The organism is Paractinoplanes maris, from assembly GCF_023544465.1.
In the GTDB taxonomy this organism is placed as follows: Bacteria; Actinomycetota; Actinomycetes; order Mycobacteriales; family Micromonosporaceae; genus Actinoplanes; species Actinoplanes maris.
In genome coordinates, this window is the sequence record NZ_JALPVL010000009.1 from 317,927 (window position 1) to 329,957 (window position 12,031).

At 71.6% G+C, this 12,031-nt stretch carries 8 protein-coding genes; 5 read left to right on the top strand and 3 right to left on the bottom strand.

The window, feature by feature from the left end:
* Window position 1: 1 nt before the first annotated feature.
* Genes NAG42_RS26840 through NAG42_RS26860 form a run of 5 tightly spaced genes read left to right on the top strand, consistent with a single transcriptional unit; the run spans window position 2 to window position 8,097 of the window.
* The gene (locus tag NAG42_RS26840; protein ID WP_250034272.1) at window positions 2–1,096 is read left to right on the top strand and encodes a DegT/DnrJ/EryC1/StrS family aminotransferase; all 1,095 of its coding nucleotides are present in this window, start codon (window positions 2–4) and stop codon (window positions 1,094–1,096) included.
* Entirely contained in the window at window positions 1,093–4,713 is a 3,621-nt protein-coding gene (locus NAG42_RS26845; protein ID WP_250034275.1) for a DUF4082 domain-containing protein, read from the top strand. Before NAG42_RS26840 ends, NAG42_RS26845 begins: the two co-directional genes overlap by 4 nt.
* Window positions 4,714–4,728: 15 nt before the next feature.
* Window positions 4,729–5,961 carry an MFS transporter gene (locus tag NAG42_RS26850; RefSeq protein ID WP_250034276.1) on the top strand — a complete coding sequence of 411 codons (1,233 nt, stop codon included), beginning with the start codon at window positions 4,729–4,731 and terminating at the stop codon, window positions 5,959–5,961.
* Window positions 5,958–6,977: a TolB family protein gene (locus NAG42_RS26855; RefSeq protein ID WP_250034284.1), complete on the top strand. Its 1,020-nt coding sequence runs from the start codon at window positions 5,958–5,960 to the stop codon at window positions 6,975–6,977. Before NAG42_RS26850 ends, NAG42_RS26855 begins: the two co-directional genes overlap by 4 nt.
* 40 nt (window positions 6,978–7,017) lie before the next feature.
* Window positions 7,018–8,097, top strand: coding sequence for a glycosyltransferase (locus NAG42_RS26860; protein ID WP_250034286.1), 1,080 nt, complete (start codon window positions 7,018–7,020; stop codon window positions 8,095–8,097).
* Between the two features lie 147 nt (window positions 8,098–8,244).
* Here NAG42_RS26860 and NAG42_RS26865 read toward each other — a convergent pair whose 3' ends face one another.
* The 3 genes from NAG42_RS26865 to NAG42_RS26875 are packed head-to-tail and all read right to left on the bottom strand — an operon-like array spanning window position 8,245 to window position 12,006.
* Complete coding sequence (locus tag NAG42_RS26865; protein ID WP_250034288.1) at window positions 8,245–9,345, bottom strand: glycosyltransferase family 2 protein; 1,101 nt, start codon at window positions 9,343–9,345, stop codon at window positions 8,245–8,247.
* Between the two features lies 1 nt (window position 9,346).
* A complete protein-coding gene (locus NAG42_RS26870) occupies window positions 9,347–10,819 on the bottom strand; it encodes an oligosaccharide flippase family protein (RefSeq protein ID WP_250034290.1) in 1,473 nt (490 codons plus the stop codon).
* A gap of 8 nt (window positions 10,820–10,827) precedes the next feature.
* Window positions 10,828–12,006 (bottom strand): glycosyltransferase, encoded by a 1,179-nt coding sequence (locus NAG42_RS26875; protein WP_250034292.1) that lies wholly within the window; start codon window positions 12,004–12,006, stop codon window positions 10,828–10,830.
* Window positions 12,007–12,031: the final 25 nt, after the last annotated feature.

Sequence of the window (12,031 nt, forward strand, 5' to 3'; positions counted from 1 at the left end):
CATGTCCCGGATCCCGCTCGTCGACCTGGCCGCCGCCCACGCGGAGGTGGCCGAGGAGGTCGAGGTCGGCTTCAAGCGCATCATCGCCGAGACCGCCTTCGTCGGTGGTGCCGAGGTGGCCGCGTTCGAGCAGGAGTACGCGGCCTTCAGCGGCGTCCAGCACTGCGTGGGGGTGGCCAACGGCACCGACGCGCTGGAGCTGGCCTTCCGTGCGGTCGGGGTCGGTCCCGGCAGCGAGGTGATCCTGCCGGCCAACACGTTCATCGCCACGGCCGAGGCGGTCGCCCGCGCGGGGGCCCGGGTCGTGCTGGTCGACTGCGACCCTCGTACGTACCTCATCGACGTCGAGGCCGCGCTCGCGGCCGTCACCCCGGCCACCCGGGCGATCGCGCCTGTCCACCTCTACGGCCAGATGGCCGACGTGGAGCGCCTGCGCGAGAGCGGTGTGGCCGTCGTCGAGGACGCCGCCCAGAGCCAGGGCGCGACCCGCAACGGCCGCCCGGCGGGCTCCGGCGGCATCGCGGCCACCAGCTTCTATCCCGGCAAGAATCTCGGCGCGTACGGCGATGCGGGCGCCGTGGTCACCTCCTCCGCGGAGTGGGCCACCACGGTACGCACGCTGGGCAGCCACGGCGGCCTGACGAAATACCGGCACGACCTGATCGGCGTGAACAGCCGCCTCGACGGCCTGCAGGCGGTCGTGCTGCGAGCCAAGCTGGCCCGCCTGGCCGACGGCAACAACCGGCGTCGCGCGGCGGCGGCCCGCTACGACGAACTGCTGGCCGGCCTCGACGTGGTGACCCCGGTGACCGACGAGGGCAACGAGCACGTCTGGCACATCTACTGCGTCCGGGTGCCCCGCCGCGACGAGGTGCTGCGGAAGCTGAACGCAGCCGGCATCGGCGCGGGCATCCACTACCCGGTGCCGGTGCACCAGACCGGCGCTTTCGCCCACCTGGGCGGCTCGTTCCCGCACACCGAGGCAGCTGCCGGCGAGATCCTGTCGCTGCCCATCTACCCACAGATCACGCCCGGCCAGCAGGCCCGCGTGGCCGAGGCGCTGGCCGCCGCACTCAGACCGGGAGCTACTGCATGACCAAGGGCCGCCGGAGCCGGGCGCTGGTGGCCGCGGCCACCAGCCTCGTCCTCACCGCCGCCGCGCTGATCGGCACCGGGGGTGCGGCGGCCGCCGACTGTTCGGCGAACCCCGTGGTATGCGAGAACGACGAGCCGGGCGCCTCGCCGGACGAGTGGGAGATCGGCCTCGCCGGTGACGGATCGCTGCAGGGCTTCGCCACCGACATCAGCGTCGACGCCGGTCACACGATCGACTTCAAGGTCCAGGCCGAGCACGCGTACACCATCGACATCTACCGGCTGGGCTACTACGGCGGCGACGGCGCTCGCAAGGTGACCACGCTGCCGGGCACCTATCCGGTCCAGAATGTCGAGACAGCCTGCGTCACCGACGACGACACCCAGGTCTACGACTGCGGCACCTGGGCGGTGTCGGCCAGTTGGCCGGTGCCCGCGACGGCCGTCTCCGGCGTCTACTTCGCGAAGATCGCCCGCACCGACGATCCGCGCCGCCGCAGCCACATCACTTTCGTCGTCCGCGACGACGCCGGCACGTCGGACGTCATCTTCAAGACCTCCGACGCGACGTGGCAGGCGTACAACGCCTACGGTGGGCCGAACTTCTACGGCGGTCCGGGCGGCCGGGCCACAAAGGTGAGCTACAACCGGCCCTTCGCCACCCGCGGCGCGTACTGGGGCCGGGATTTCCTGTTCAGCAACGAATACCCGATGATCCGCTTCCTCGAGCGCAACGGCTACGACGTCAGTTACCTGACCGACGTCGACGCCGACCGGCACGGCGATCTCCTCGACAACCACGAGGTGTTCCTCTCCGTCGGCCATGACGAATACTGGTCCGGGGCCGAGCGCGCCAACGTCGAGGCCGCCCGCGACGCCGGCACGAATCTGGCCTTTTTCAGTGGTAACGAGGTCTACTGGCGCACGCGCTGGGAGAACAGCAAGGACGGCGCCGGCGACCCTCACCGGACCCTGGTCTGCTACAAGGAAACCTGGGACGGCATCAGGAGCGACCCGTCCGGTGAGTCGACTGCCACCTGGCGTGATCCCCGCTTCCGGCCGCAGTCCGAGGGCGGGGGCCGGCCGGAGAACGCGTTGACCGGGACCGCCTTCATGGCCAACAGCGACGACCTCACGCTGGCCGTCCCGGCCGCGCAGGGCAAGAACCGCTTCTGGCGCCACACCGACGCGGCGGAGCAGGGGCCGGGGGAGACCGCGGAGCTGGCACCGCACACCGTCGGCTACGAGTCCGACGAGGATCTCGACAACGGCTTCCGCCCGGCCGGGCTGATCCGGCTGTCGACCACAACCGGCGCGACACCCGAATACCTGCAGGACTTCGGGCTCGAGGTCGAGGCGGGTACCACGACCCATCACATGACCCTCTACCGCGCGCCGAGCGGCGCGCTGGTGTTCGGGGCGGGAACGGTCCAATACGCGTGGGGGCTCGACGAATACCACGACAGCGCGGCCGCGCAGGGCGAACCGGCCGACCCGCAGATGCAGCAGGCCGTGGTGAACCTGCTGGCGGACATGGGTGTGCAGCCGTCCACCCTGATGGGCTCACTGCACCCGGTGACCGCGTCCGCGGACGCGACCGGGCCGGTCGCGACCATCGTGTCACCCGCGGCCACCTCCGTCGCCAACGGCGCCAAGATCACCGTCGCGGGCACGGCGAGCGACACCGGCGGCGGGGTGGTGGCCGGCGTGGAGGTCTCGCTCGACGACGGCCTCCGCTGGCACCCGGCCACGGGCACGACGGCCTGGTCGTACGCCGGGAATGTGACCGGCGACGGAGCCGTGACGGTCAAGGTGCGGGCGACCGACGACAGCGCGAACCTCGGTGCCGTCGCTTCCCGGACGCTGACGCTGACCGGATCGACGTCGATCTTCGGCGCTCGGGTGCCGGCCACCCAGGCCGTCACCGACAGCAGCGCCGTGGAACTCGGTGTGAAGGTGACTCCGCAGACCGACGGGTTCGTCAAGGGTGTGCGGTTCTACAAGGGCAGCGGGAACGCCGGTCCCCATACGGGCAGCCTGTGGTCCGCCGACGGCGAGCTGATCGCGAGTGGCACGTTCGACGACGAGACCGCGCTCGGCTGGCAGACGATGCGGTTCCCGACCCCCGTCCCGGTCGTCTCGGGCCGCACCTATGTCGCGTCCTACAGCGCGCCGAGCGGGCGCTACGCGGCCGAGCCGTGGGCCTTCGCGTACGGCCCCCGCAAGGCGCTGCCGCTGATCGCCGCGAACGGGGTGCATGGCCGGATCGGGCACTTCCCCGAGGAGCCGTTCGAGAGCACCAACTACTACGTAGATGTCGTGTTCGACTCCATGGCGCGGACCGCGCCCGGCGTCACGGCCGTCTCACCGAAGCCGAACGCGCGCTACGTGGCCACGTCGGCCCGGCCCGCGGCGACCTTCAGCAAGGCGATCGCCCCGGCCACGGTTCAGTTCACCGTGACCGCAAGCAACGGCATCCCGGTTCCGGGCACCACGGCGTACGACGCCGGTTCCCGGACAGTCTCGTTCGTGCCGTCGGCCGCCCTGCCCGCCGGGCAGAGGCTGTCGGTCGCGGTGACGGCCACCGACACCGATGGCAACACGCTGCCGGACGACGAGACCTGGTCCTTCCACACCGATCCGGGTTCGACGACGGTCAACGGACTCTTCCCGGCCACCGAGGTGCCGGCGGATCCGGCGGTCGCCGAGCCGTCCCCGATCACGGTGGGCGTGCGGTTCACTCCCGATGTGAGCGGCACAGTGACCGGTATCCGTTTCTACAAGGGTCCCGGCAACGGCGGCACCCACTCCGGCAGCCTGTGGTCGTCGGCCGGGTCCCGCATCACCTCGGCGACCTTTGCCAGCGAGTCGGCGAGCGGCTGGCAGGAGGCCTACTTCGCGACACCGGTGCGGGTGACGGCCGGCGCCACGTATACGGCGTCCTACTTCGCTCCGCGCGGGCAGTACGCCGCGACCGGTGACTACTTCACGGCGGCACGCACCGTGGGACCGTTGAGCACACCGGCCGGAGCGGGTGTCTACACCTACGGCTCGGACACCTTCCCGGAGAGCTCGTGGTCGGGCAGCAACTACTGGGTCGACGTCATGTTCGTCGCCGACCCGGCGCCCACACAGCCGGCCGTTCCCGCGGGCGCGACGACCGTCTTCGCGGCGTCGGCGACACCGGCTAACCCGAGCTGGAACGACACGGACGCGCTCGAGGTCGGTCTGGCTTTCACCTCGGATGTGGCCGGCGAGGTCAACGGGGTGCGCTTCTACAAGGGCGCCGGGAACAGCGGCCCGCACACGGCCACACTGTGGTCGGCGTCCGGGAGTCCGATCGCGAGCGGCGGCTTCGTCAGCGAGTCCGGCACCGGCTGGCAGACCATGCTGTTCGACGAGCCGGCCCCGATCGTGGCCGGCACCCAGTACGTCGTGTCCTATTCGGCACCGGGCGGGCACTACGCCGTCGATGTCGGTGGGCTGGCGTCGCCGGTGGTGAGGGCGCCGCTCAGGACGGTCGCGAACGGGGGGCGGTACCACTACGGCGCCGGTTTCCCCGCAAACGCGGCCGGCCACAACTACTGGGTCGACGTCGTCTTCACGCCGGCCGGCTGAGGCTGCGGAGAAACCGTGTACGTGAGTCTGCGCGACCGGCCCGGATCGGATGCCGGATCCGGGGCCGGGCGCGTCGCCCGGCGGGTCTCCTCGACTGTGTTCCTGCTGGGCACGGTGAGCCTGCTGACCGACGTCTCCTCGGAGATGGTGGCGTCGGTGCTGCCGCTGTATCTCACCGCGTCCGTCGGGCTCAGCCTGTTCGCGTACGGCTTCCTGGACGGCATGTACCAGGGAGTCAGTGCCGTCGTCCGGATCGCCGGCGGCTTCGCCGGTGACCGGGGCGGACAACCCAAGTGGGTCGCGGTGCTCGGGTACGGCGCGTCCGCGCTCAGCCGGCTCGCGATGCTGCCCGCGGCCGGTTTCGCCGCGATCACCGCGGTGGTGACCGCCGACCGGCTGGGCAAGGGCTTGCGGACGGCGCCGCGCGACGCCCTGATCGTGGAGGCGTCGGACCCGGCGCTGCTCGGCCGCTCGTTCGGCGTGCACCGCGCGCTGGACACGGTCGGAGCCGCGCTCGGGCCGTTGGTGGCGTTCGCCCTGCTGGCGAGCGTCCCCGGCAGCTACGACTCCGTCTTCGTGGTGTCGTTCGCGTTCGCGATCGTCGGCGTCGCGGTTCTGGTGCTCTTCGTGCCCAATCTGCGTACCGCCGGCAGCGCCGCGAAGATCGGGCTGCGGATGGCCCTGAGCGAGATCAGTGGCCGCCGGTTGCGCCGACCGCTGGTGGCCGCCGGACTTCTGGGGCTGCTGACCGTCGGGGACGGCTTTCTCTACCTGACGCTGCAGGAGCGCGACAACCTGACCGCGGTCTACTTCCCGCTGCTGTATGTCGGTACGAACATCGCCTACCTGGCGCTGGCCGTACCTCTGGGCCGGCTCTCGGACCGGATCGGGCGGGCCCGCGTGCTCGTGGCCGGGCATGTCGCCCTGCTCGGCTGCTATCTGCTGGCAGCCCTGCCGGCCGGGGGTGTCGCGCTGACCGCCGGCGTCCTGCTGCTGCTCGGTGTGTTCTACGCGAGCACCGACGGGGTCCTGCCGGCCCTGATCGGCCGGTTGGTCCGGCCCGAAGCGCGCGGCAGCGGCATCGCGGCCGCCCAGACCGTCGTGGCGCTGTCCCGGTTCGCGTCGTCCTTGCTGTTCGGCCTCCTGTGGACGTTCCAGGGGCCGGGGCGCTCGCTGCTCCTGTTCGCCGTGGTGCTGACGGTGGCTGTTCCGGCGGCCGGGTGGCTTCTGCGGGACAGTGACCGATGACCCGGCGGTTCCGTGCCCTGGTCTTCGCCGCGATCCTGGTGCTGGCCGCCTTCGGCGCCGGGGGCTACGTCTGGAACACGCGGCAGAGCCAGGCCCAGAGCCGGGCCGAGGCGCCTGCCGTCGCGCAGGGCGGCGACCTCGCCTCTCTGCGCTCGCAGCCCCATCTGGTCTTCCGCAGCACGGCGCTGGGCGACGGCTACGGCAAGGTCGCGGTCGTGCCGTTGTCGGCGCCGACCGGGCCCCGCGCCTTCACACCGGCGTCGTGCGAGCGGGTCTACGCCACCGCCGGCGACGCGATCTGCCTCTACGCCGACCGTGGACTCGTCACCACCTATCACTCCCGGCTGCTCGACAGTTCCTGGGCGTCCGTGCACGAGCTGCCGCTGACCGGCCTGCCCAGCCGGGCGCGGCTGTCCCGGGACGGTTCGCTGGTCGCCACCACCACGTTTGTCTACGGCGACTCCTACGCCGATCCGGGGCAGTTCTCGACCCGTACGGTGGTGACCCGTGCCGGCGGCGAGCTGGTCGGCGACATCGAGAAGTTCCGGCTGATCGTCGACGGCCGGGTGGTGACGGCGGCCGACAAGAACCTGTGGGGTGTCACGTTCGCCGACGACGACCGCTTCTACGCCACCGCCGCTTCCGGCGGGAAGACCTGGCTGGTCGACGGCAGCCTCAAGGCCCGTACGGTCACCGCGCTGCACGGCGATGTCGAATGCCCGTCGCTGTCGCCGGACCGCACCCGCGTCGCCTACAAGAAGCACGGCGACCTGCCGCCGGGCCAGTGGCGGCTCGCCGTCTACGACCTGCGCACCGGCCAGGAGACGATGCTGGCTGAACCCGGCAGCGTCGACGACCAGGCGGAGTGGCTGGACGACGCCACCGTCGTCTACGGCCTGTCCCGCACAGCCGGCAACGGCGCCGCCACGAGCGACGTGTGGCGCGTGCCCGCCGACGGCAGCGGTAGCCCGCAACTGCTGGTCCCGGACGCCTGGTCGCCCGCGGTCGTGCGGTGACCAGGCCCCCGGCGATGCCCCACGAGGAACCGGAGAAACGGTGAAGAAGATCGTGATCGACCTGGCCCGACGAGGGGTCGGCCACTATCGGCGGGCCACCGACCGGAAGGCGCGGCAGGTCCCGCGGTTCGGGGTGGGAGCGCCGACCGCCACCGGGCCCACGGTCTACTACCTGGCTCCCGACAACGATCGCCCCAGTGGCGGCGTGCGGGTCATCTACCGGCACGTCGACCTGCTCGGCGAGCTCGGCATCCGGGCGGCGGTCGTGCACGAGAAGGCCGGCTTCCGCTGCTCATGGTTCGCGAACGAGACGCCGGTCGTGACCGCCGCCGCCGTCGTCCCCGGCCGCGCCGACGTGCTCGTCGTCCCCGAGTGGTACGGCCCGGCCATGGGGCAGGTGCCGCGGGAGCCCCGCCTGGTCGTGTTCAACCAGAGGGCGTACGACACCTTCGACAGCGTCCCCTACGACGGCACCGCGCCGGGAGCGCCGTATTCCGAGCCGCACCCGGTCGCCCTGCTGGCCGTCTCCGACGACAACGTCGAGCTGCTCCGATACGCGTTCCCGCGGATTCCGGTGCACCTGACCCGCAATGTCATCGACGACCGGATCTTCTTCCCGTCATCCGCGCCGCGCCGCCGGCTCCTGTCCTACGTCCCGCACCGCCGGCACGCCGAACGCGAGCAGTTGCTGCACATCCTCCGGTCCCGCGGGGTGCTCCGCGGCTGGGACCTGACAGCGATCAGCGGCCGCACCGAGGAGGAGACCGCCGCCATCATGCGGGACAGCGCGGTCTTCCTGAGCCTCAGTGAGCGCGAGGGCTTCGGCCTGCCGCCGGCCGAGGCGATGGCCTGCGGGTCGTACGTGGTGGGGTATCCCGGTCTGGCCGGCCGGGAGTTCCTGGACCCCGCGTATTCGGCGCCGGTGGCCGACGGTGACCTGCTGGCCCTGGCCCGCGCCGTGGAAGACGCCTGCGCCACCTTCGACAGCGACCCCGCGGTGCCGGCCAAGAAGGGGGCGGAGGCCTCCCGGCAGGTGCTCTCCCGGTACTCGGCGGACAACCTCCGTGCGGACCTGACCGCTTTCTACGGCCCGCTTCTGCCCTTAAGGCGTGTTTCATGACTGGGGCCGGCCTGCGCCGAGGCCCAGATTCCGCCTGCGCACGTCCCGCGAAAGGCCGGTTACAACACCGGTAGCCTGCCTTCCCCGGGCCGCACGCAGACGAAATCTGGACCGCACCGCAGGCCGGCCCCAGTCATGAAACACGCCTTAGATGCCCTGCTCCACCCACCGGCGGTGGTGGGCGTCGTTGCGCAGCCTCCGGTAGACCTCCCAGGCGAAGAAGGTCGGCACGACCGGTGACAGCTTCGCGCCGACCCGGCGACGGGCCGCGAGCCGCCGCCAGTCCTTGAGCTCGCGCGCTTGCGGATAGACGTCGAGCGCGAAGGCCACGTACTCGTCGATCGGCTCGACCTCGGTCAGCTTGCGGTCGTAGGCGTGGTAGCACGCCTCGAGTGCCTCCACGGCCAGGGCCCGCCGGGCCGCGTCGTGCAACTCGGTGGCCCGGGGGAGCTTGCCGCCCGGGCCCTCGAAGACGGCGTCGAAGGCGACCTGCCGCTCGCGCAGGTCGAGCAGGCGTCCCGAGCCCGCGTTGACGCTCAAACTCGCCGCGTGCTCGCGGTGCAGAGCCTGGACGGCGCCGTCGATGCGGGCCACGTCGGACACGGCTGACACCCGCATCCAGGCTTCCATGTCGCAGGCGTAACGCATACGGGTGTCCCAGGGGCCGACCTCGGCGTAGACGCTCGCCCGCACGACCGCCTCCGGCGTGGTGATGCAGTTGACCCCGGTGCGGCATCGCTCGGCCAGCCAGTCCTCGCCCGACCACACCGTCCAGCCCGTGATCTCCGTACGGGGAGAGGGAGGTTCTTCGGTGTGGAAGTGGAGCGGACGACCGTAGACCAGGCCGACCTCGGGGTAGGCGTCGAAGACCCGCACCGCGCGATCCAGACTGCCGGGGGTCAGCAGATCATCGGCGTCGAGGCGGACGACGAACTCGCCGGTGGCCCGCTCGAGGCCGTCGTTGAAAGCCAGGCACGGCCCGTGGTTGACCGGGTTGCCGACCACGACCACCCGGCTGTCGCCCCGGGCGAGTTCCTCGGCGACCGCCAGGGTGTCGTCCGTGGAGCTGTCGTTCACCACGACGACCTCGGTCTCGACGCCTTCCTGGGCGAGGACGCTGCCCACGCTCGACGGCAGGAAGTGCCCGTAGTTGTACGTGGGGATCACCACCGACACCCGCGCCGACGGCCGCCCGGCTGCCTTGCTTCCCCGGTACGGAACGACAGCCTTGGCCCGAAGCCTGCTCATCTCAACCCCTCGTCGGCACGGCGAGCGCCGCCTCTTCGATATCGGTGGTCACATCCGGGCTCCGGGCGATCGTCCGAAGCTCGCCGAGCCGCCGTCGCAGCCACGGCAGCAGGGGGACGACGTAGACGGCTGTCGCGACCGCGCCGCCCATCAGAAGCTGAGGCACGGCGCCGGACACCATGGAGACCGCCCACCGGCCCGCGAGGACCGCCGGCACGGCGACCAGGACGGGTGCCACCAGCCGCGCGGTGAAGGTGCCCAACGGGACATGATGGTGGCGCAGGAAGACCGCGTAGAGCGGCAGGATCAGGACGGCGCAGGCGACCACGTGCGCCCAGCCCGCGCCGGCCAGCCCGAACTCCCGCTGGCCGACGATGACCGCGGGAAAGAGCACGACCAGCCAGACGGCCTGGACGATGAGAACCGGGCGGGTCGCGCCGACCGCGATCAGGAAGGTCGCGATCAGGTCGAAGAGCACGCGGAGGGCGCCGAAGAACGCCAGTCCCGCCAGCGCGGCCGCGGCCAGGGACCAGCGTTCGCCGTACAGCAGGGGCACGACCACGTGGGCCAGGGCGGACAGCCCCACCCCGACAAGCAGGGCGATGCCCCAGGTCAGCGCGGCGGCCGCGACGAAGCCGTCGGCCCGGCGGGAGCGGTCGTCGGTGCCGGCGAACGCGGGCAGGGCGACGGCGCGAATGGCCATGCCCAGCGCACTCATCGGCCAGGTCGAGATGTTGAAGGCCAGCGTGTAGAGGCCGAGCATCACGGTGCCGGCGACGGTTCCGACGGTCAGGTGGCCGACGTTCATGACCACCCAGGACAGCACGTTGGCCGCCGCCAGCGGGACGCCGAACAACAGCAGTTGCCGGGCGACTCCCCGGTCGAACCCGAAGACCGGCCGGGTACGGGTGAAGACGAACTGCAGCACCGTCACGACACCCTGGGCGACCACGCGGGAGAGGGCCAGCGCCATCGCGCCCATGCCGAGGAACACGAACCCGACGGTGAGCGCCGTGCCGAGCACGAAGCTGGTCGTGTCGAGGCCCATCTGCGCCGACTGGCGGTATTCGCGCTGCATGATCGCGTACGGCACGACCGACAGGCCGCTGAGCAACAGGGTGAGCGACATGACCCGCACCACGGGCGCCGCCTGCGGGCTGCCCATCGCGTCCGAGACCGGCCCGGCGGCCAGGCACATGCCGGCCGTCAGCACCGCGCTGGTGAGCATCGACAGCGTGGTGACCGTGCCCGCGCGGCCCTGCACGCCGTGCCGCACGATGTCGGCGCTCATGCCCAGGTCGGCGAGGGCCATGACGATCGCCAGGGCCGTCATCGCCACCGCGAAGACGCCGAACTCCGCGGGGGACAGGAGCCGGGCCAGCAGAATGCCGACGGCGAGGTTGCCGACGCGCAGGACGATGTTGTTGACGGTGCTCCAGGCGAGTGCCCGCTTGACCGTGGTGGCCGTGGCCATCGGGATTCCTATCGCGCCCGGCGCTGACGCGCCAGGTGCATCTTGAAGTTGATCAGGTGTGCCGTCGGATGGGCGAGGGCCACGGCCCGGCGCACCAGATTGCCGGGCGGCCGCAGCGCGCCGGCGTAGATCTCGAGCTGCCGCTGCGAGGCCGCCTCCAGGCTGAAGCGGTCGACGACCGCCGACCGCCCCAGCTCGCCCAGCTGGGCCCACCGCCCGCGATCGCGGCTGAGCTCGTCGAGGGCGGCGGCCACCCGGGCTGTGCCGTCGGTGCCGTCGCCGACGCCGTAGAAGCCCTGGTCGAGAAAGATCGGCAGGGTCTCGGGCGTCAGCGTCAGCCAGAAGCCGCCCTCGCCCTGCACGATCAGCGGCTTGGCGAACGCCATGGAGCGCAGCGCGGACATGCCCATGCCGATCATCACGTCGGCGGCGGCGTAGGCGTCGTGCGGGTCGAGCATGGCCCCGGTCAGCGTCACGACCTCGGCGCCGCGCCGGGTGTTGACCTCGTCCGCCTCGGCTTGAACCTCGGCCCGGCAGGGGCCGTCGCCCACGATCAGCAACCGGACCCGCAGTGCCGGATCGAGCGACCCCACCGCGCGCGTCGCGGCCAGCAGCCCCTCGAGCTTGAGGGCCGCGGCCAGGCGGGAGACCGACACCACGGCGATCTCGTCGTCACCGAGCCCGAGGTTCTTACGGGCCTGCCGGTTGTCGGTGACCGGGGCGTTGGCCTCGGTGTCGACCGGCGGCTCGATCACGTGCAGGTCGGGACGCAGGTCGCGCTCGCGCTCCGCGATCTCATGGGTGCCGACCACGAGCGGGAGATGCTTCGGTACCCACGCCGGCACCTCCATGGAGAGCACGGTGGTCACGAGCGGCACGCCACCCCGCAGGTAGGCGCCGTAGGCCGATTCCAGGCTGGGCGCCCACTCATAGGCATGGATCAGGTCGACCTCACGCCGCCGCGCCACCTCCGCGATGGCGGCCACGTTGCGCCGCGACGGCGGTTCACCTTTCGGCGGAGCCTGCACGAACTCCAGTCCGAGCCCGGCGACCATCGTGCGCAGCTCACCGTCGGGTCCGTAGATGATGACCTCGTGGCCGTACCGGGCCACGCCGGCCGCGATCTCGATGGCGTTGATCTGGCTGCCGCCGATCTCCATCGTGTGCAGGCAGGTCAGGACGCGCACGGGGTGCCTCCGTCGGGTCGGCCGG

Bases quoted from the DNA above. Each gene is read 5' to 3' on its own strand.
- NAG42_RS26840 (WP_250034272.1), top strand. From the start codon at position 2: ATGTCCCGGATCCCGCTCGTCGACCTGGCCGCCGCCCACGCGGAGGTG.
- NAG42_RS26845 (WP_250034275.1), top strand. From the start codon at position 1,093: ATGACCAAGGGCCGCCGGAGCCGGGCGCTGGTGGCCGCGGCCACCAGC.
- NAG42_RS26855 (WP_250034284.1), top strand. From the start codon at position 5,958: ATGACCCGGCGGTTCCGTGCCCTGGTCTTCGCCGCGATCCTGGTGCTG.
- NAG42_RS26865 (WP_250034288.1), bottom strand. From the start codon at position 9,345: ATGAGCAGGCTTCGGGCCAAGGCTGTCGTTCCGTACCGGGGAAGCAAG.
- NAG42_RS26870 (WP_250034290.1), bottom strand. From the start codon at position 10,819: ATGGCCACGGCCACCACGGTCAAGCGGGCACTCGCCTGGAGCACCGTC.